The following is a 21304-nucleotide window of genomic DNA, read 5'->3' as shown; positions in this document are numbered from 1 at the left end:
ATAGTGGGCCTGCTGAGCATGCCGCGCAGTCTGCCGAGGGCGCATGGAAAAGTCTATGAAGCACTGCGCGCATTGAGCTTCTGAGCGATCACATCCATCAGTTGTTCGCCGATGTGCGTACCAAAAGCATTATCGATTTCGCGAATGCAGGTTGGGCTGGTGACGTTAATTTCGGTCAGGTGCTCGCCAATCACATCCAGGCCGACAAACAGCAAGCCTTTTTCACGCAATGTTGGGCCAACAGCGGCGGCGATCTCGCGGTCGCGCTCGGTCAGCGGACGGGCTTCGCCTCGACCGCCAGCGGCTAGGTTGCCGCGAGTTTCGCCAGCCGCCGGAATACGCGCCAAGCAATAGGGCACCGGCTCGCCATCAATCATCAGAATGCGCTTGTCGCCATCCTTGATTGACGGCAGATAGCCTTGAGCCATGATTTGTTGCTGGCCATGGTTGGTCAGGGTCTCAAGAATCACTGAAAGGTTGGGATCGCCCTCGGTATGACGAAATATCATCGATCCGCCCATACCATCGAGGGGTTTGAGAATGATGTCACGCTGCTCTTTGGCAAACTCGCGCAGAATGTCCGCTCTTCGGCTGACCACAGTCGGCGGGGTGTATTGGCTGAACTGGGTGGCAAAGTACTTTTCATTACAGTCGCGCAGACTTTGCGGGCGGTTAACCACCAATGTGCCGGCTTGCTCGGCTTGTTCCAACAGGTAGGTGGAGTAGACGAACTCGTTATCGAATGGCGGATCCTTGCGCATCAGGATCACATCCAGCTCGCTTAACGCAACGTCCTCCTCAGTGCTCAGCTCGAACCAGCGCTGTGGGTCGTTGAATACAGTAAGCGCTGCGACTTTGGCGCGGGCTACACCTTTAGCTTGGTAAAGATCCTTCTGCTCCATATAGAAGAGGGACCAGCCACGCGCTTGAGCGGCGAGCAACATGGCCAGCGAACTGTCCTTCTTGAAGGCGATCTGGGCAATGGGGTCCATGACAATGCCGAGGCGGACGCTCATGGCGGTGTTCTCCGTAAAATGGCAGCGATTAAAGTGTGCTGAGGCTTTATGTGGCGTCAGGGTGGCGCTGACAAGTCGGGTGGTCAAGGAAAAACCTTGCGCCGTCGCGGCTTATAGATTGCATCAGGAGAGTGTGCTAAAAAGGCCAAACGATTGGGGCGTAGCCCGTCGGTGACAGGGCCTCAAGCGCACTGATAAAACGTAAAATAACGATTCACCGAGGCGATGGTAGGGCAAACATGGAACAGCATTCCGAGGGTTTGAGGGTGATGGTGATCGACGATTCGAAAACGATTCGTCGTACCGCGGAAACCCTGCTGAAAAAAGTGGGCTGCGAAGTAATTACCGCAGTTGACGGCTTCGATGCGTTAGCAAAGATCGCTGATACTCATCCAAGCATCATTTTTGTCGACATTATGATGCCGCGGCTTGACGGATATCAGACCTGCGCCTTGATTAAAAACAACAGCGCTTTTAAATCCACTCCGGTGATCATGCTGTCTTCTAAAGACGGCCTGTTCGATAAAGCTAAGGGGCGCATCGTCGGCTCAGATCAATACCTGACTAAGCCCTTCAGCAAAGAAGAGTTGCTCGGTGCGATCAAAGCCCATGTGCCTGGCTTTGTACCGGTGGAACAATCGTCCTGATGCCTAGCTGATTAGCTGGGTATCTATTTAAGGTAGTGGGAAACACCATGGCTCGAATTCTGATTGTTGATGACTCGCCGACTGAAATGTACAAGCTGACTGCTATGTTGGAAAAGCATGGCCATCAGGTACTGAAGGCGGAAAACGGTGCTGATGGCGTTGCTTTGGCGCGTCAGGAAAAGCCCGACGCGGTTTTGATGGACATCGTAATGCCTGGTCTTAATGGTTTTCAGGCGACCCGCCAGCTCACCAAAGACGCAGAGACAAGCCATATACCGGTAATCATCGTCACCACTAAAGATCAGGAAACCGACAAGGTCTGGGGCAAGCGCCAAGGCGCCAAGGATTACCTGACCAAGCCGGTTGATGAAGACACCCTCGTTAAAACGTTGAATGCGGTATTGGCTGGTTAAGACCGATTCAGTCCGCAATTAAATAAAAATAAGGCCGCAGTTGGCATGTCGGACGCGCAAACTCCTTTTCAAACCCTTCTTGATATCGACAAACTTTGTCGGTCGCTGGCTGCTGGCTTGCCTTCGCAGCAAGCGGTCGTGCAAACGTGGAGCGGTATCGGTTTTCGTATGGGTGAGCGTTATTTCGTCGCCCCCATGGGTGAGGTGGGTGAGGTTCTGCATGAGCCGCGCCATACCTTGCTGCCCGGTGTTAAACACTGGGTAAAGGGCGTGGCCAACGTTCGCGGGCGTCTGCTGCCGGTGATGGACCTGTGTGGCTTTTTCGGCAGCGAGCTGTCGCCGTTGCGTAAAAAACGTCGTGTTTTGGTGGTTGACCACCAAGACGTCTTCGCCGGACTTACAGTCGACGAAGTGTTTGGTATGCAGCATTTCCCTGTGGACACCTTCACTGAGCAGCTGCCGCCGCTCGAGGCGTCCATCGCACCTTTCATCCACGGAGTATTTCAACGTGAACAGCCCTGGCTGGTGTTCAGCCCACACGCGCTGGCCCAGAACTCGGGTTTTCTCGACGTGGCGTATTAACAGTTTATCGGTTGGGTCGGCATTGCCGGCCTTTTGGCGTTACATGAGAACCGTAGTGCGGTCGGTCCAGGCGGGGGCCAGTAAATGAAAAAAATAAATGCAGGTAAATTGTTAGCAGGCGCGCGTAGCAGCTCGTTGATTGCAGGGCTGTTTATTGTCCTGATCGTTTCGATCGTGTTGTTGTTCGCCAACTTCGCCTACATCAATACGCAATCCAACTACGACACGGAGTACATCGGTCACGCCGGTGAGTTGCGCGTGCTGTCTCAGCGTATTGCGAAAAACTCCACGGAAGCGGCGGCAGGTACGGCTGAAGCGTTCAGTTTGCTACGCGAAGCGCGCAACGACTTCCAGACTCGCTGGGGTTATCTGACCGACGGTAACGAGGAAAGCGGGCTGCCCGCAGCGCCGCAATCCTTGCAGCCTCAGATCGCTGTGGTGCAACAGGACTGGGATACGCTGCGGCAGAACACTGACGCCATCTTGGCTAACGAACAGACTGTACTGTCGTTGCACCAAGTAGCAGCCACGCTGGCGGAAACCATTCCGCAGCTGCAGGTTGAGTACGAAGAGGTAGTCGACATCCTGCTCGAAAGCGGTGCGCCGGCGGCTCAGGTGTCGGTTGCTCAGCGTCAGTCTTTGCTGGCCGAACGTATCCTCGGTTCGGTTAACAAGGTACTGGCCGGTGACCAAGACTCGGTGCAAGCCGCCGACATGTTCGGTCGTGATGCTAGCTTGTTCGGCCGCGTATTGAGCGCAATGCTGGAAGGCAACGCTGCCATGGAAATCGCTCAAGTGAGCGACGATGAGGCCCTTGAGCGCTTGTCAGAAATTTCCGAGCTGTTTGAATTCGTTTCTGGTTCGGTGGATGAAATTCTCGAAACCTCACCTGAGCTGTTCCAGGTGCGGGAGTCGGCCAACGTCATCTTTACCGTGTCGCAGACGCTGTTGGACAAGGCTTCAAACTTGGCTGTTGGTTTTGATGATCTGGCCACGGGCCGTGCCATCAACACCCTGATTGGTTACGTACTTGGTGCCTTGGCGCTGGGTTCGATCATTCTGATTGGCTTAGTCATGGTACGTGAAACCAACCGCCGCCTAGCCTCTACTGCCGAGAAAAACGAGCGCAACCAGACAGCTATTCTGCGATTGCTCGACGAAATCGCTGACCTTGCCGACGGTGACCTGACGGTGGCGGCGACGGTAACCGAAGACTTTACAGGTGCCATTGCTGACTCCATCAACTACTCCATCGACCAGCTGCGTGATCTGGTCGCAACGATCAACCTGACCGCTGTTCAGGTAGCCGGTGCAGCCCAAGAAACCCAAGCCACGGCGATGCATTTGGCTGAGGCTTCTGAGCACCAGGCTCAGGAAATTGCTGGCGCGTCTGCGGCAATTAATGAAATGGCTGTGTCGATTGACCAGGTATCTGCGAACGCCTCGGAGTCCTCTGCGGTAGCAGAGCGTTCCGTAGCCATCGCCAACAAGGGCAACGAGGTGGTGCACAACACCATCACCGGCATGGATAACATCCGTGAGCAGATCCAGGACACCTCCAAGCGAATTAAGCGGCTCGGTGAATCGTCCCAGGAGATCGGTGACATCGTTAGCTTGATTAACGACATTGCTGATCAGACCAACATCCTTGCACTGAACGCTGCGATTCAGGCCTCCATGGCGGGTGATGCAGGTCGAGGCTTCGCCGTAGTAGCGGACGAAGTACAACGCCTTGCAGAACGTTCTTCTGCTGCAACTAAGCAGATCGAAGCGCTGGTTAAGACGATTCAGACCGACACCAATGAAGCCGTAATCTCGATGGAGCAAACGACCTCTGAAGTGGTACGCGGTGCGCGTCTGGCCCAAGACGCCGGGGTGGCTCTGGAAGAGATTGAGAAGGTATCCAAGACCCTCGCGGCCTTGATCCAGAACATCTCCAATGCCGCCCGCCAGCAAGCGTCTTCGGCGGGTCATATTTCCAACACGATGAACGTGATCCAGGAAATCACCTCGCAAACCTCGTCCGGTACCACCGCGACCGCCAAGAGCATTGGTAACTTGGCCAAAATGGCCAGTGAGATGCGTAAGTCGGTATCCGGTTTTACCTTGCCGGGTGGTGAGCAGGCCTAATCAGCCGCTGCGTGACAGGCTGAAAAGCCTGTTGCACAGAGGTTTATGGCCGTTAGCGAGGGGCACGACATGCAGTCAGGCGTTTGGGCCTTGCAGCCTTTGGCAGACATGACAGTCAAGGAATTTCGCGACTGGCAGATGCTGCTTGAGGAGCGTACCGGGGTTGTTCTGAATGGGCGACGGCGAGCGTTTTTGCAAACCAATCTGAGTGCGCGCATGCGTGAGCTCGGTGTAATTGATTACGCCGCCTACTACCAGCAGGTAACCGATGGCCCTCGCGGTGCAGTGGAGTGGTCGACGCTGCTGGACCGTTTGACTGTGCAGGAAACCCGTTTTTTTCGTCATCGGCCGTCGTTTGATCTGCTCGAGAATTATTTGCGTGAGCGGTTGCAGCGGGGTCTGACGCAGCCATTGGCGCTTTGGAGCGTAGGCTGCGCCAGCGGCGAAGAGCCTTATTCACTGGGGATCAGCGCTGCAGAAGTGCTGCGTAACAGTGATTACCCGGAGCATTTTGGTGTGACAGGCACTGATATCAGCCTGAACGCCTTGAGCAAGGCGCGTGACGGCCAATATGGCGCACGCCGTTTAGAACACTTAGAGGCCGATCTAAGCCAGCGCTACTTCTTGGCTCAAGACGACGGTCGTTTCAAAGTGCTGCCGAGTTTGGCAGCGCGAGTGTGTTGCGCCCGGCTCAATGTACTCGAGCTGGCCAAAGCACCCATGTCCGGTATGGACGTTATTTTTTGTCAGAACTTGTTGATCTATTTTCGTCGCTGGCGCCGCCGCGAGATCCTCAACCGCCTGGCCGAGCGTCTGGTGCCTGGAGGTTTGCTGGTGGTGGGAGTGGGCGAAATAGCAGGTTGGCAGCACCCGGATTTGATCCCGGTGGCCGACGAGCGAGTGCTGGCGTTTACCCGCAAGGGATAAGGCAGAAGAGCCAAGTTTATGAGTGGAGTGGCTATGGGTGATCGGCACGATTATGTCGCCCTTGAATGGGTCAAGGGCGAGATCGCGGAAACCCTGAAGCAGGCACGTCAGGCGCTGGAGGCGTTCGTCGAGAACCCCCAGGATGCCACGCGCATGCGTTTCTGCCAGACCTATGTGCACCAGGTGCACGGCACCTTGCAAATGGTCGAGTTTTTCGGCGCCGCCTTGCTAGCGGAGGAAATGGAGCAGCTGGCGGGCGCGCTGATTGATGGGCGCGTCACCAATCAGGGTGAAGCCCTGGAAGTGCTGATGCAGTCAATTCTGCAGCTGCCGGTTTACCTCGATCGCATCCAAACGGCGCGCCGCGACCTGCCTATGGTCGTGTTACCACTGCTCAACGACCTGCGCGCAGCGCGCGGGGAAAAACTGCTTTCGGAAACCAGCCTGTTTGCCCCGGATATGTCCGGCCGTAACGCAGCGCTGTCGAATGAATCGATTGCGCAATTGAGTACCGCTGAGCTGCCAGGGCTGTTACGCAAGCTGCGCCAGATGCTGCAAATGGCCTTGGTTGGGGTGATCCGTAATCAGGACCTGCCGGCCAATCTGGGCTACATGGCGCGCGTGTTTGCCCGCCTAGAAAACCTATGCAAAGACTCCCCTCTCGGGCCCTTATGGCAGATCGCCTCCGGTGTGGTCGAAGGTCTTGCCAATGGCAGCGTGGCTAACGGTTCGTCTGTGCGCACACTGTTGCGCCAAGTGGATAAGGAATTAAAACGCCTGCTCGAGCAGGGTGCAAAGGGGCTTAACCAAGCAGCACCTGATGAGCTGAGTAAAAACCTGCTGTTCTACGTGGCCAAGTCCACGGCTCAGTCACCGCGCGTGCGTAATCTCAGAGACCAATATCGTCTCGACGACGCCTTACCCGATGACGATATTGTCGACGAAGAGCGTGCCCGGCTGGCCGGTCCAGACCGTGACGCGATGCGCTCAGTGGTCGCCGCGCTGTGTGAAGAACTGGTGCGAGTGAAAGACAGTCTCGACCTGTTTGTACGCAGTGATCGAACCCAAGTATCAGACCTAGACGCGCTTGCCGCGCCGCTCAAGCAAATTGCCGACACCCTTGCTGTGCTGGGGTTCGGTCAGCCGCGCAAAGTCATAGCTGACCAGCTTGATGTGATCAATGGTCTAGCCAAAGGCCAGGGCGAGCCCAGCGATGCGGTGCTGATGGATATTGCCGGTGCCCTGTTGTATGTCGAGGCTACCTTGGCCGGCATGGTCGGCCCCGCACAGGACAGTGGCCGTGAAGAGAGTCATCTTCCCATCACTGACGTTGCGCAGATTCACCAGCTAGTGATCAAAGAAGCGCGCAATGGATTGGAGCAGGCCAAAGACGCAATCATCGAATTTATCGCTTCGCAGTGGAACCATGAGCACTTGGCCCGTGTGCCCGAGTTATTGACTCAGGTGCGCGGCGGTCTGGCGATGATTCCGCTGCAGCGCGCAGCTGATCTACTCAATGTGTGCACCCGTTATATTCAAGAACAGTTGCTGGCGCGTAAAGCTGTGCCCAATTGGCAAAGCCTCGATACCCTGGCGGACGCCATCACCAGCGTTGAGTACTACCTCGAGCGCCTGAGCGAAGACCATGCGACTCAGGGCGATTTGATTCTCGATGTGGCCGAGGAAAGCCTCGAAAGCCTTGGCTACCCGCTGCAAGAAAAGCCATCCATCCTGGACCGCGTCGAGCCAATCGCTGAGAGCTTCGCGCCATTGTCCAATCCGCTCGACGACATTGAGGTGCTCAGCGCTGAAGCAGAGTCACCTGTCGAGATCGAGTTAAACCCTGCGCCAGCCGTCGAAGAGTCACCTGAGCTGGATTTGGCGGATGACTTCAGTGCCGAGTTTGCGGACCTGAGCTCAACAGCTATTGAACCGCCGCGGCCTGACGCCGAATGGGCGAGCGAGATACACGAAGCAGATCTTGAGTTAATCGATTTCGATCTTGATGGGGTGGATGCTGACGCTTTACCGCTGGTTGAGAGTGAGCAACAACAACCTTTTGCTGGCGAGGAGTTGCAGCTCGGTAGCTTCGAGTTGGATGAAAACGACAGCCCGGCTAATTGGAATGAGGCCGAGCTGGCCGCACTGGACTTGCCTGAGGTTGACCTGCCCAGTGCGCCGTTAGCTGATGCGGCCACGCTACCCGTTGCGGAAAAAGAACTGTCGATGGCCGATGTTATGGCCGCTCCAGTGCAAGCCATTAATCCCCCTGCCCATGACGTGCCGCCCAGCCTTCTGCCGCCTCCGGCCGATGAAGAACCGATTGATGAAGAACTCATGGAGGTCTTTATCGAAGAAGTGGGTGAAGTGCTCGAGACCATCGCGCAATACTTCCCGCAATGGTGTGCAGACACTGACAACAAAGAAGCGTTGAGCGAAATACGCCGCGCCTTCCACACGCTCAAAGGCAGTGGTCGTATGGTGCGCGCGTTGGTTATTGGTGAGCTGGGCTGGTCGATTGAAAACCTACTCAACCGCGTGCTCGACCGCAGCATTCAACCTGATGCTGAGGTGCAGCAGGTGATCGCTGATGTAGTCAGCTTGATGCCGGCCTTGGTCGATGAATTTGCCAATAAAGCACAGCGTCAGCGTGACGATGTTGATCATTTAGCTGCGACGGCGCACGCCTTGGCTAAAGGCCAGCGACTGGCAAAATCCGACGCGCCTGTTGAGTCAGCCGAGACGCTCGTTAGCAGCCCAGACGCTATCATCGATACTTATACCGATGCAGATGAAGAGGGTCTAGACCCACAATTGTTGGAGATTTTCCGTAATGAAGCGGAAATGCACCTCGATACGTTGGTGGGCTTCTTAGCAGACTGTGCTCAAGAGTTACCGCAGCCGGTGACTGATGATTTGCAGCGTGCGTTGCACACTCTTAAGGGCAGTGCCTCAATGGCCGGCATCCTACCGGTGGCTGAGATTGCTTCGCCACTGGAAAAAATGGTCAAAGAATTCAAAGCCAACCTAATTCCTATGGACTTGGCTGAAGCGGAGTTGTTAAGCCGCGCCGAGAAGCTTTTCCGTTTGGGTCTTGAGCAGCTTGAAAGTCAGCCACTGGCTATTTTGCCGGGCGCTGCTGAGTTTCTTGAGTGTGTGCAGAAACTGCACAACGAACGCCTTGATCACGCCGAAAGCAGCCGTCAGGGTGACCAAGGCGAGAAGCGCGACCCGCAGATGATCGGCATCTTCCTCGCAGAAGGCATGGATATCTTGCTGGATGCGGAAGCCCTGCTGCGCAACTGGCGCGATCACCCATCGGAGCGCCAAGAACTCAGTTCCCTCTTAGATGAATTGACCACGCTTGGCCGCGGCGCCGAAATGGCTGATTTGCCGCAGATCGATGAATTATGTGAAGCCTTACTCGACCTTTATGGTGCGGTTGAAGAAGGTCGCCTAGCGGTCAGCGAACGCTTCTTTAGCGAAGCCGAACAAGCCCATGAAGTGCTGATAGGCATGATGGACCAAGTGGCGGCTGGCCTGCAGGTCAGTGCTGCGCCTGAGCGCGTGACGGCGCTGCGTAGCTTAATGATGGAGGCACTGGACCCCAGTAAGCTGGCGCTGCTATCCAACGACGGTACCTCGGGTCTCGATATTGTCGAACTGGCTGACGCCACGGCCGCACTTGAAGCGCTCAGCATCGATGAATTTGATGCGCCACTTGAGCTGGACACCGCGCCAATTGAAGAGCGCGCTTCGTCAGTTGAGCCTGTCACTGAGCCGTTGCTTGAGCCGCCAGCGGGTGCGCTATACGAAACACTTGATGAAGAAATGGTGTCGATCTTCCTAGAGGAAGCAGTCGATATCTTAGAAAGCGCTGGCCAAGCGCTAGAGCGCTGGACAGTTGATTCAGACAATAAGGCCGCCCTGTCATCGTTGCAGCGTGACTTGCACACCCTGAAGGGTGGCGCACGCATGGCTGAGATTCGCCCCATTGGTGATCTCGCCCACGAACTTGAATCCTTGTATGAAGGCTTAGTTGATCGCCGTTACAGCTTCTCGCAGCCGCTAGCGGCGCTTCTCCAGCAAAGTCATGACAGCCTGGCGCAGCTGCTTGAGCAGCTGCAGGCACGCACCGCCATGCCCTCGCCGGTGCAGTTAATTGAAGCGATCCGCAGTTTTCGTCAGGCCGGGGGGCAAGGTGTTGCGGAGAACTTTGCAGCCATCGTGCCTGAAACCGACCTTGAGCAGGTATTCGAACCCCTCGATCTTGCTGAATCAGAACCCTCTGAGCAGCCTGAGGTTGCAGAAGAAATCGACTTTGGCATGCTTGCGGACATGCCGCAGGATCGACCAGATGGCGAGCCGTCAGAGACTGAACCTGAGGAAATTGAGGCGATCGAGTTGTCGGCCATGGCGTTCGACGAGCCGCCATCAATTGATCTTGATACCGAGAGCGAATCTACCGCGGTCACGGATATCGAGCCCGAATGGCAACCTGAATTTGAACCAGAAATCGCAGCCCTGCCTGCAGTACTAAGCGATGACCGTGATCCTGAGCTGGTGGAGATTTTCCTTGAGGAAGGTTTCGACATCATCGACAGCGCGGGTGCAGCGCTGCAACGTTGGATGGGCGACGTTAATAACAGCCTCGAGCTGGAGTCGCTGCAACGTGACCTGCACACCCTCAAGGGTGGCGCGCGTATGGCCGAAATCCGTGAAATCGGCGATTTAGCTCACGAGCTGGAATTCCTCTATGAAGATCTTGGTCAGGGCCGTTTGCGTGCCAGCCAAGACCTCTTCACCTTGCTCCAGGCATGTCACGACAGCCTTGCCGAGATGCTTGAGGCCGTTCGCGACACGCGCGGCGTGCCCAGTGGTGATGAGCTGATTAACACCATCAAGCGGTTTCGCGCCAACCCGGATGAGCAGCTCAGCATGCCGTCTGCGGTTGCACTCAGGGCCGCTGACGCGCAGCAAGATGACGACGGCGAAGCGGATATTCTGGATATTTTCCTGGAAGAAGGTGATGACCTGCTGGAGGCCATGGAAGTGGCCATCGGTCGCTGGGAAGATGACCGTGAAAATACCGCTGCTATCGACGATATGTTGCGCATTCTGCACACCCTCAAAGGAGGCGCGCGGTTATCCGGACAGAAAGCTTTGGGTGACCTGACCCATAGCCTTGAGCAGCACCTGACTGAGGCACAAGCCCAAGGGGCGCCCTGGCCGCAGAGTTTGTTTGTTGACGTGCAGTCGGGCTTTGAAGGTTTGCAGCAGGAACTTGATGCGCTGCGCCAACGCCTTAATGACAGTTCGCTAGCCGACATGGCGAGCACGCAAACACCTGCCTCAGTTGCCCAGCCGGTTACTCGTCTACCCGAGCTGAGCGTGCCAATTGTTGCGGCTAGCAGCATGCCGGCGCAGGAGTTGGTGGCTAAGGTGCTGCCGTTTGTGCGCCGGGCACAAGAAGCGGCGCAGGAAGCCGCTTCGCGTCGTGCGCCTCAAGAGTTGGTCAAGGTACCCGCCGAATTGCTCGAAGGCTTGGTCAACTTGGCCGGTGAAACGTCGATCTTCCGCGGCCGTGTCGAGCAGCAAGTCAGCGACTTCGGCTTCACCTTGAGTGAAATGGAAGCGACTATCGATCGTGTGCGTGATCAGTTGCGCCGCCTCGATACCGAAACCCAAGCGCAAATTCTTAGCCGAATCGAGGCTGAAGCCGAGCGCATGGGTTACGAAGACTTCGACCCGTTGGAAATGGACCGTCATTCACAGTTGCAGCAGCTTTCGCGTGCCCTGTTTGAGTCGGCGTCCGACTTACTCGATTTGAAGGAAACGCTGGCCGCGCGTAACCGCGATGCAGAAACCTTGTTGCTGCAACAGGCGCGGGTCAACTCCGAGCTGCAGGAAGGCCTGATGCGCACGCGCATGGTGCCCTTCGACCGCTTGGTGCCGCGCTTGCGCCGTATCGTGCGGCAGATTTCGGGTGAGCTGGGCAAGCAGGTTGAATTTGTGGTCGGCAACGCCGACGGCGAGATGGACCGTACCGTACTCGAGCGCATCGTCGCGCCGCTGGAGCATATGCTGCGTAACGCCGTCGACCATGGCATCGAAGCCGCCGATGTACGCCGTGCAGCTGGTAAGCCGGAACAGGGCACCATCCGTTTGGCACTGGGTCGTGAGGGCGGTGATATCGTCCTCACCCTTGCCGATGACGGCGGTGGCATTCGCTTGGAAGCGGTCAGGCGCAAGGCCATCGAGCGTGGCTTGATGGACGCCGACGCGGACCTGAGCGACCACGAAGTCCTGCAGTTTATTCTTGAAGCAGGGTTCTCCACGGCGGAGAAAATCACGCAGATTTCCGGGCGTGGTGTGGGCATGGACGTGGTGCATTCGGAAGTGAAGCAACTCGGCGGCTCGATGAGCATTGAGTCGCAGCCCGGCAGCGGCACAACCTTCACGATTCGTCTGCCATTCACCGTGTCGGTCAACCGTGCGTTGATGGTGCTGTCGGGCGAAGACCTGTATGCCATCCCGTTGAACACCATTGAAGGTATCGTGCGGGTTTCACCGTTCGAGCTGGAAGCCTATTACGCCCCCGATGCACCCCGCTTCGAGTACGCCGGGCAAAGCTATGAGCTGCGCTACTTGGGTGACCTGCTGAACAACGGGCAGCAACCAAAACTTGTGGGGCAGAGTTTGCCCCTGCCGGTAATCCTGGTGCGCTCTAAAGAGCATGCCGTGGCCGTGCAGGTAGACTCCTTGGCTGGTTCGCGTGAGATCGTGGTGAAGAGTCTCGGCCCGCAGTTCGCTGGCGTGCATGGGATTTCTGGTGCGACCATCCTCGGTGACGGTCGCGTGGTGGTGATTCTTGACCTGCTGGCGACCATCCGCGTGCTGCATGCGCACTTGCTCACTCAGTTGCAACCGCGTCAGCTCCGGCAGTCGGCAACCGCTGCTGAGATTGAAGCGGATCGGCCAACCTTGGTCATGGTGGTTGATGATTCGGTCACCGTGCGCAAGGTCACCAGCCGTTTGCTTGAGCGTAATGGCATGAACGTGCTCACGGCTAAGGACGGTGTCGATGCCATCTCCCAGCTGCAGGAGCGCAAACCCGACATCATGCTGCTGGATATTGAAATGCCACGTATGGATGGCTTTGAAGTGGCCACCCTAGTGCGCCACGATGAGGGTCTGAAAGACCTGCCAATCATCATGATCACCTCGCGTACCGGTGAGAAACACCGTGAGCGCGCCATGAGCATCGGCGTCAATGATTACCTGGGCAAGCCTTACCAAGAGTCCTTGTTGCTCGAAACCATTCAGAAGCTGGTGGGACGTCGCCCGGTAAACCGCACATGACTGAGAAAACTGCAGCTCGTATCGCGGTCATTGCCGACACCTCGCTGCAGCGCCATGTGTTGCAGCAAGCGTTGACCGGCAGCGGCTATCAGGTGGTGATGAATACGGACCCCGCGCGCCTCGATCAGGAAACGCTGAACGCTTGCGAGACGGACTTGTGGTTGGTCGATCTGGCCCAATCGGATGACTCACCGCTGATCGATAACCTGATGGAAAATGCGTTGGCGCCGGTGCTGTTTGGTGAAGGCCACGCGCCCGAGCGCCACTCAGAAAACTACCCGCGCTGGGAGCGGCGGTTGTTCGGCAAGCTGAAAAAGCTGGTTGGCGATCCGTCGCAAGCTGTTGGTCCAACCTTGGAAGCCTTACTCGCCGAAGCGCAACGCCCGTCGCGTTTGGATTTGCCTGCTGCGCTGGCGGACACCCCGCTGGTGGCGGGTGAGCCGGCGCGTCAAGTTTGGTTGTTGGCGGCCTCTTTGGGCGGCCCAGCAGCTGTTAAAGCGTTTCTCGATGCGTTGCCCGGCGGCATGCCGGTCGCCTTTATCTACGCCCAGCATATCGATCCCAGCTTTGAGGCCACGCTGCCGCAGGCGGTGGGCCGGCACAGCCAATGGCATGTTAATTTGGCGCGCCACGGCGACGCCCTGCGCTGCGGTGAAGTGGTCGTTGCGCCGATCAGTTACGAGCTGGGTTTCAGTGATGAGGGGCAGATGCAAGTCACCGACCGTGGTTGGCCAGAACCTTACAGCCCGTCAATTGATCAGATGATGCTTAATTTGGCTCAGCATTTTGGCGCATTAAGTGGCGTGATTGCTTTTAGCGGCATGGGCAGTGATGGCAGCGCCGCAGCGGCTTATGTGCTGCGTCAGGGTGGTTTGATTTGGACTCAGCGCGCTGACAGCTGCGTTTGCCCAAGCATGCCGGACAGTTTGCGTGAGGGGGGTTACAGCAGTTTCAGCGGTGATCCGCGTGAGCTGGCCGCCGCCCTGGTCAATCATCTGGCCGAGCAGTGCCGTTAACCCGGGGCAGCGCCCTGTACAGGATATTTTTATGAGCCAAGCCGTCGTCACTCAAAACAGCAGCAACAGCCTGACCGGCTTGTTAATGCCGCTGTCTGACCGCACGCTGCTGTTGCCCAACGTCGCTGTTGCCGAGCTGATCCCCTTTCGTGCACCGCACGTCAGTGAAGGTATGCCCAGTTGGTTCCTGGGGCAGATTGCGTGGCGTGATCTGCGTCTGCCGCTGTTGTCGTTCGAGGCCGCGTCCGATGGTCAGCCGACAATTAGCCCCGGCTCGCGGGTAGCGGTAATCAACGCCCTCGGCGGTCGTCCTGCCGTGAAATTTTTTGCCGTGTTGGTGCAGGGGATTCCGCGCTCGATCAAGGTCGGTGCCGAGCTGCTGCGCGCAGATGTTGCGTTGTCGCCACTGGAGTTGGATGCGGTGCAGTTTGGTGAGGCCGTGTTGAAAATTCCGGACCTGGTCGGGCTGGAACAGAAGCTAGCCGACGCCGGATTGATCTAAGTTAAACAGCCATAATAGAGCCCGCGATAGCGGGCTTTTTTATAGGGATTAGAAGTCGCCCCACAACTGCTGTGCCACGCTTAACGCCACCACCGGCGCTGTTTCAGTGCGCAATACGCGAGGGCCGAGGCGCGCAGCATGGAAGCCTTGGGCTTTGGCTTGGCTGACTTCGTTATCGCTGAGCCCGCCCTCAGGGCCGATTAGAAAGGCCAGGCTGGCGGGCTGCGGGTGCTTTGCCCACGGTTCGGCTACCGGGTGCAGCACTAACTTTAAGTCAGCGCAAACCTGCTCCAGCCATTCGGTGAGGCTGATTGGCGGATTAATAATGGGCAGCACCGAACGGCCACATTGCTCGCAGGCGCTAATCGCCACTTGCCGCCAATGCGCCATGCGTTTGTCTGCGCGTTCATCTTTTAGGCGTACTTCACAGCGCTCGCTGACGATTAGACTGATTTCAGTAGCGCCCAATTCGGTGGCTTTTTGAATCGCCCAGTCCATCCGCTCACCGCGTGATAAGCCTTGGCCTAGGTGAATCTGTAACGGCGATTCGGCTAAGCCTTCAAGCGTTTCACGCAACTCGACGCGCACGTTTTTCTTGCCTACTTCAACTAACTCACCACGAAATTCCTGGCCGCTGCCATCGAACAACTGCACCACATCGCCCACCGCATGGCGCAGTACGCGGCCGATGTAATGGGCTTGGGCTTCTGGCAGCTCCTGCTGGCCGAGGGACAAGGGTGCATCGATGAAAAAACGAGAGAGGCGCATGGATTAATCGCTGCAGCAGCACGGTTAGGGCGCCAAGTTTAACGCCTGCCACGTAGCGCATACAGCCGCTTGCTTAGGAAGGCTTAACCTGGGTCGCGAAAGCCCGGGTAGTTGGCATTGCCTTGCGCTACGCTGACCGAGGAGCGGGTAGCAATGTCGATGCCTTCAGTGGCCACTTCGGCGAGAAAATCGATTTGCTCGGGAGTGATCACATAAGGCGGCAGGAAATACACCACGCTACCCAATGGGCGTAGCAACGCGCCGCGTTCAAGGGCGTGTTGGTAAACCTTGAGGCCGCGACGCTCCTGCCAGGGGTAGGCTGTTTTGCTGGCTTTGTCCTGCACCATCTCAATAGCTAAGGCCATTCCGGTCTGGCGCACTTCAGCGACATGCGGGTGGTCGGCTAGGTGCGCGGTAGCACTGGCCATGCGGGCGCTGAGGGCTTTGTTGGCCTCAATCACGTTGTCGTGCTCAAAGATATCCAGGGTTGCCAAGGCTGCTGCGCAGGCCAACGGGTTGCCGGTGTAACTGTGTGAGTGCAAAAAGGCGCGCAGGGTCGAGTAATCGTCATAAAACGCCTGATACACCTCATCAGTGGTCAGGCACGCTGCCAGTGGCAGGTAGCCACCGGTGAGGGCTTTTGACAGGCAGAGGAAGTCCGGACGAATGCCGGCTTGTTCGCAGGCAAACATGGTGCCGGTGCGGCCGAAGCCGACGGCGATTTCGTCGTGAATCAGGTGCACGCCATAACGGTCGCAGGCTTCACGCAGCAGCGTGAGGTAGATGGGGTGATACATGCGCATGCCGCCCGCACCCTGGATCAGGGGCTCGACTATCACCGCAGCGACCTCATGGCCATGCTCGGCCAGGGTCTGCTCCATGTGGGTGAACATGAGGCGCGAGTGGTCCTCCCAGCTCACGCCTTCGGGACGGTGGTAGCAATCCGGGCTGGGCACTTTGATGGTGTCGAGCAGCAGCGCTTTATAGGTGTCGGTGAACAACGCAACATCACCCACTGACATGGCGGCGATGGTTTCGCCGTGGTAGCTGTTGCTCAGGGTGACGAAGCGTTTTTTTGCGGGCTTGCCGACGTTGAGCCAGTAATGAAAGCTCATCTTCAAGGCGACTTCGATGCATGAGGAGCCGTTGTCAGCATAAAACACCCGGTCAAGGCCCGCTGGCGTCATCTTAACCAAGCGCTCGGACAACTCGATCACCGGCTGATGGCTGAAGCCTGCAAGAATCACGTGCTCCAGTTGGTCGACCTGATCTTTGATGCGCTGGTTAATCCGCGGATTGGCGTGGCCAAACACATTGACCCACCAAGAGCTGACGGCATCGATATAGCGTTTGCCGTCAAAGTCCTCCAGCCACACCCCTTCGCCGCGCTTGATCGGCACCAGTGGTAAGTGCTCGTGATCCTTCATTTGTGTGCAGGGGTGCCAGAGTACTTTCAGGTCACGTTGCATCCACTGGTCATTCAGGCTCATCGCTTTACTCATCCCCAGGTGTTCACTCATCAGCGCCAAGCCTATCAGAAGCACAGCGGTGGAGGGTCGGCGCAACTGCCCGCGATTACTTCGGTTGCTTGCCTGGGCGCTCTATCATGGCTCTTGCAGCCTGGGGGCAGAACGTTACCGGGCGCTGATAGATTAAAAAGTCCGCGTGTGAGGGTTAAGCGACGCATCGTATTTCTCGATATTTCAAAGCGAAAATTTCCGCTTTTAGTCGATAGATTTGTTGCTAACCTTGCCCTACTCATGCACCAAGCCCTTATTTTTGGAACATCTGCAATGCAATGGCGCAATAGCTTTTCTCACTACGGCCTGTTGAGCATCGTGCTGCACTGGTCAGTGGCAGTGACCGTGTTCGGCCTGTTTGGTCTGGGCTTTTGGATGGTTGGCTTGGACTACTACAGCGGCTGGTATCAAACCGCCCCGGATCTGCACAAGAGCATCGGTGTGCTGCTGTTTGTGGTGATGTTGGCGCGTGTGTTGTGGCGCTGGTTCACCCCGCCACCCGCCAGCCTGCCCAGTCACGGGCGGTTGACCCGCTTGGCCAGCAAGTTGGGCCATAGCTTTCTGTATGTTGGGTTGTTTGTGTTGATGATCTCCGGCTACCTGATTTCCACGGCCAATGGCCGCGGTATCGAAGTGTTTGGTTTGTTCGAGCTGCCAGCGACCCTGACCAGTATCCCTAACCAGGAAGATATCGCCGGCCTGGTGCATGAATACCTTGGCTGGGTGCTGGTGATATTCGCCGGCATCCATGCTCTGGCGGCGCTCAAGCACCATTTTATTGACCGCGACCGGACGCTTACGCGAATGCTCGGTCGCAAGTGACTGTCCAGCTGTTATCGGGGCCGGATGCTTACGCCCTATCCCTCAATCACAAGGAGATTGCCCATGTTGAAGAAAACCCTCGTAGCCCTGGCATTGGGCGGCGCATTGATGGGCGCCGGTCAGGCAATGGCTGCTGACTACGCCATAGACAAGCAGGGCCAGCACGCCTTCGTTAACTTCAAGATCAGCCACCTAGGCTACAGCTGGCTGTATGGCACCTTTAAAGATTTCGATGGTAGCTTCAGCTTCGATGCCGCCACGCCACAAGACAGTAAGGTCAACGTCACGCTGAATACCACCAGTGTTGATACCAACCACGCCGAGCGCGATAAGCACCTGCGCAGCGATGACTTTCTTAATGTCGGTGAGCACCCAACGGCCACCTTTGCGTCCACTTCGGTTAAGTCCACTGGGGAAGGCACGGCCGATATCACCGGTGATTTGACACTCAACGGAGTGACCAAGCCGGTGGTGATTGCGGCGAAGTTTATCGGCGAAGGCAAAGACCCATGGGGCGGCTACCGCGCCGGTTTTGAGGGCAGCACCCTGTTGAAATTGAAAGACTTCGACATTCAGAAAGACCTCGGCCCCGCGTCTCAGGACGTTGAGTTGATCATCTCAGTTGAAGGCATTCGCCAGTAACCCCGTAGGATGGGTTGAGCTCAGCGAACCCTATGCTGATGATTTAACTTGCACGGCAGACCTCGGCTGAAACTAAAACGCCGCCCAACGGGCGGCGTTATTGTGTGCGGCTCGCGGACTATGACTCTTCGCGGTTACGCGTCAGCAAGGCCGGTTTTTCACCACGCGGACGGGCATTGGCTAATTCGTCGAGCTGCTCCGCAGTGGGCAGGCGGTCGAGGCGTGAGCCCTTGTGCACGATCACTGGCTGCTTGTCGCTTGGGGCTTTCACCGGGCCTTCTTTACGTGGCAACTCATCACGATTCAGTGAGGTGGTGCGAGTATCATGCGGAGGACGTGCACGGCCGGAGCTATTGCGGGCTTGACCGCCTTGGCCACTGGAGCCTGCGCCGGAACGACGACCTTGTGCACCCGCCCCCGTGCTTGCACCTGCACCGCCACCTGTGCGAGCAGGTTTATTAGCGGGGCGCGCACCCAGGCCGACACCATTGCTGGCGCTCGGGCCAGTCGCAGGGGCGCCGGGACGACGGCCGCGGTTCTGCTGCTTGTTCTGGTTGGGGCTTACGTAATCAGCACGGTTACCGAAGTTATCCACTTCATCGTCGCGGAATTCATCTGGCGCGCGATCTTGCGGCAGTACAGGCACTGCGGCTGCAGGTGCGCGCGCTGAGGAAGAGTTGCGCGGCTGAGAGCTGCGGCTGGCTGGAGGCTTGCTGCGGCTGGTGTCGCGGCCGGCATCTTTGCCTTTGTCCTTGCGGCCGCCGCCATGGCGTTCGCCTTCTGGCTTGGCGCCGCGCGGTTGGCGGGGCTTTTGCGGCTCACGCACTTCCGGACGTTCGGCTTCAACGGTGCTGGCATCAAAGCCGAGCAGGTCGCCATCACCGATTTTTTGCTTGGTCATCCGCTCAATGCCCTTGAGCAGTTTCTCTTCATCCGGCGCAACCAAGGAGATCGCCTCACCGCTGCGACCGGCACGACCAGTCCGGCCGATACGGTGCACGTAGTCTTCTTCGATGTTTGGCAATTCAAAGTTGACCACGTGCGGCAGTTGGTCGATATCCAGGCCGCGCGCGGCGATATCAGTAGCGACCAAGATGCGCACATTGCCGGCCTTGAAGTCGGCCAGCGCTTTGGTGCGGGCGTTCTGGCTCTTGTTGCCATGGATCGCTACAGCGGAAAGGCTGTGCTTATCCAAGTATTCAGCCAAGCGGTTGGCGCCGTGTTTAGTGCGGGTGAAGACCAACACCTGTTCCCACGCGCCAGCGGTGATTAGATGAGCGAGCAAGGCGCGCTTATGGCTGGCCTGAACGCGGAATACACGTTGTTCAATGCGCTCAACCGTGGTGTTAGGCGGCGTCACTTCGATGCGCTCTGGGTTGTGCAGCAGCTTGCCAGCCAGGTCGGTGATGTCTTTCGAGAAGGTCGCCGAAAACAGCAGGTTTTGCCGTTTGGTCGGTAGCTTGGCGAGAACCTTCTTCACGTCATGGATAAAGCCCATGTCGAGCATGCGGTCGGCTTCGTCGAGCACGAGGATTTCCACGTGCGAGAGGTCGATGGCGCGTTGGTTAGCCAAGTCGAGCAGGCGTCCGGGGCAGGCCACCAGTACGTCGACACCCTTGGCCAAGGCTTGAACCTGCGGGTTCATACCAACACCGCCGAAGATGCAGGCGCTGACAAATTTTAATTCGCGGGCATACAGCTTAAAGCTGTCATGCACTTGGGCGGCCAGTTCGCGGGTCGGGGTCAACACCAGTACGCGCGGCTGTTTCGGGCCGTGGCGCTGCTCACGATCAGGGTGACCGTTGGGGAACAGTCGCTCGAGGATCGGCAGGGCAAAACCGCCTGTCTTACCTGTACCCGTCTGGGCTGCAACCATCAGGTCACGGCCTTGCAACGCGGCGGGGATAGCCCGCTGTTGCACCGGAGTGGGTTGGGTGTAGCCGGCGGATTCGACCGCACGGACTAAAGCCTCGGAGAGACCGAGGGAGGCAAAGGACATGTGTAATCCTGTCTAGTGAGGGCATGGCCCTATGGGGTGTATTGCCTGGCTTGAATCACGCTTGGGGGGCGTCATCCCGTCCGGTACTACTGGCCTCTGGGGGCTAGCATCCGGGCGCAAGCCTGGCGGGAAGGCCCGAGTATAACAGAGCCGCTAGTCTGCGCGAGCGTCTGTCTGCTCAGCGGCCTGTATGGACACTTCCTGGTGATAACGACGCAGGATGGCAGCATATTCCGGCGTCTGTTTAACGCGGCGTAACTCGCTTTCAAAGCTGGGCACCAGCGCAGCAACGGCCGGGCGGCGGCTGAAGGCGGCATAAACGCGATCGCTGTAGAGCGGCTGAGGGCTGTACGCGATGTCATGCTGCACACCCATGTTTCTGGCAGTGAACAGGCCAACCGCTCTGTCTGTGATCACCAGATCAACTCGGCCCAGCAGTAATTTACCGACGTTGGCATCCAGTGTCGGTGCATCTTCACGGATAAAGTGTGTGCCTTTGGCAAAGGCCTCAAGGCTGTAGGCGTAGCCAGGCTCGGTACCGACGCGCAGCCCGGTCAGATCATCCACTGAATTGATCATGTAAGGGCGGGCGCGAGCGTGAAACAAGACCATGGAACTCTCTGCCATGGGCTCGCTGGGGAATGTCATGGTTTTGGCGCGTTCGTCGCTGTAGAAAGCATCGAGCAGAATATCAAGCTTGCCGTCACTCATTTTACGCAAGCAGCGCCGCCAGGGTTCCAGAGTAATGTCATAGCGGATGCCAAGGTTGGTCAGCACCAGATACAGGAGGTCGGCATCAATGCCACGCACCTGACCCTCTTCCAGCAATGTGTAGGGCGGCCACTCGTTGGTGCATACCTTAAGGGATTGGGCGTGGCCAGCACCGGTGACGAAAAGCAAAGCAATTGACGCAAGCAGTCTGATCATGGAGGTAACCTCAGGGGTTTGATCGCAGCTC

The 21304-nt window shown here is 57.4% G+C and carries 15 protein-coding genes; 10 read left to right on the top strand and 5 right to left on the bottom strand.

Translation table 11 applies throughout. The annotated features are described in order from the left end of the window. Window positions 1-53 precede the first annotated feature (53 nt). The gene (gene gshB, locus WF513_RS15745) at window positions 54-1016 is read right to left on the bottom strand and encodes a glutathione synthase (RefSeq protein WP_339080344.1); all 963 of its coding nucleotides are present in this window, start codon (window positions 1014-1016) and stop codon (window positions 54-56) included. A gap of 239 nt (window positions 1017-1255) precedes the next feature. Between gshB and pilG the strand changes: the two genes are divergently transcribed. From pilG to WF513_RS15705, 8 genes are all read left to right on the top strand, one after another. Next, window positions 1256-1663, top strand: a complete 408-nt coding sequence (gene pilG, locus WF513_RS15740; RefSeq protein ID WP_339080343.1) for a twitching motility response regulator PilG — start codon at window positions 1256-1258, stop codon at window positions 1661-1663. A gap of 47 nt (window positions 1664-1710) precedes the next feature. After that, window positions 1711-2076, top strand: coding sequence for a twitching motility response regulator PilH (gene pilH / locus WF513_RS15735; protein ID WP_296131446.1), 366 nt, complete (start codon window positions 1711-1713; stop codon window positions 2074-2076). Between the two features lie 45 nt (window positions 2077-2121). Next, window positions 2122-2658: a chemotaxis protein CheW gene (locus tag WF513_RS15730; protein WP_339080342.1), complete on the top strand. Its 537-nt coding sequence runs from the start codon at window positions 2122-2124 to the stop codon at window positions 2656-2658. A gap of 84 nt (window positions 2659-2742) precedes the next feature. Next, window positions 2743-4788 (top strand): methyl-accepting chemotaxis protein, encoded by a 2046-nt coding sequence (locus tag WF513_RS15725; RefSeq protein ID WP_339080341.1) that lies wholly within the window; start codon window positions 2743-2745, stop codon window positions 4786-4788. A 69-nt stretch (window positions 4789-4857) separates the two neighbouring features. Beyond that, window positions 4858-5715 (top strand): CheR family methyltransferase, encoded by an 858-nt coding sequence (locus WF513_RS15720; RefSeq protein ID WP_339083623.1) that lies wholly within the window; start codon window positions 4858-4860, stop codon window positions 5713-5715. Between the two features lie 33 nt (window positions 5716-5748). Further along, window positions 5749-13077: an Hpt domain-containing protein gene (locus WF513_RS15715; RefSeq protein WP_339083621.1), complete on the top strand. Its 7329-nt coding sequence runs from the start codon at window positions 5749-5751 to the stop codon at window positions 13075-13077. Continuing rightward, the gene (locus tag WF513_RS15710) at window positions 13074-14093 is read left to right on the top strand and encodes a chemotaxis protein CheB (protein ID WP_339080340.1); all 1020 of its coding nucleotides are present in this window, start codon (window positions 13074-13076) and stop codon (window positions 14091-14093) included. Before WF513_RS15715 ends, WF513_RS15710 begins: the two co-directional genes overlap by 4 nt. A gap of 31 nt (window positions 14094-14124) precedes the next feature. Further along, complete coding sequence (locus WF513_RS15705; RefSeq protein WP_339080339.1) at window positions 14125-14595, top strand: chemotaxis protein CheW; 471 nt, start codon at window positions 14125-14127, stop codon at window positions 14593-14595. Between the two features lie 48 nt (window positions 14596-14643). On the opposite strand, the gene WF513_RS15700 is transcribed toward WF513_RS15705, so the two are convergent. Further along, window positions 14644-15363, bottom strand: a complete 720-nt coding sequence (locus tag WF513_RS15700) for a 16S rRNA (uracil(1498)-N(3))-methyltransferase (protein ID WP_339080338.1) — start codon at window positions 15361-15363, stop codon at window positions 14644-14646. An 83-nt stretch (window positions 15364-15446) separates the two neighbouring features. Then, entirely contained in the window at window positions 15447-16853 is a 1407-nt protein-coding gene (locus WF513_RS15695) for an adenosylmethionine--8-amino-7-oxononanoate transaminase (RefSeq protein ID WP_339080337.1), read from the bottom strand. A 303-nt stretch (window positions 16854-17156) separates the two neighbouring features. On the opposite strand from WF513_RS15695, the gene WF513_RS15690 reads away from it, so the two are divergent. Together WF513_RS15690 and WF513_RS15685 are read left to right on the top strand one after the other, a co-directional pair. After that, window positions 17157-17705: a cytochrome b gene (locus WF513_RS15690; protein WP_339080336.1), complete on the top strand. Its 549-nt coding sequence runs from the start codon at window positions 17157-17159 to the stop codon at window positions 17703-17705. A gap of 63 nt (window positions 17706-17768) precedes the next feature. Continuing rightward, window positions 17769-18347 carry a YceI family protein gene (locus WF513_RS15685; protein WP_339080335.1) on the top strand — a complete coding sequence of 193 codons (579 nt, stop codon included), beginning with the start codon at window positions 17769-17771 and terminating at the stop codon, window positions 18345-18347. 118 nt (window positions 18348-18465) lie between these two features. On the opposite strand, the gene WF513_RS15680 is transcribed toward WF513_RS15685, so the two are convergent. Both WF513_RS15680 and WF513_RS15675 read right to left on the bottom strand, forming a co-directional pair. Further along, on the bottom strand, window positions 18466-20346 hold the full coding sequence (locus tag WF513_RS15680) for a DEAD/DEAH box helicase (RefSeq protein WP_339080334.1): 1881 nt from the start codon (window positions 20344-20346) through the stop codon (window positions 18466-18468). 153 nt (window positions 20347-20499) lie between these two features. Then, window positions 20500-21273, bottom strand: a complete 774-nt coding sequence (locus tag WF513_RS15675) for a transporter substrate-binding domain-containing protein (RefSeq protein ID WP_339080333.1) — start codon at window positions 21271-21273, stop codon at window positions 20500-20502. Between the last annotated feature and the right edge of the window lie 31 nt (window positions 21274-21304).

Source organism: Pseudomonas sp. TMP9, assembly GCF_037943105.1.
Lineage (GTDB): Bacteria > Pseudomonadota > Gammaproteobacteria > Pseudomonadales > Pseudomonadaceae > Aquipseudomonas.
The sequence above is the reverse complement of the archived record's forward strand: the minus strand, read 5'-3'. Positions and strand labels throughout refer to the sequence as shown.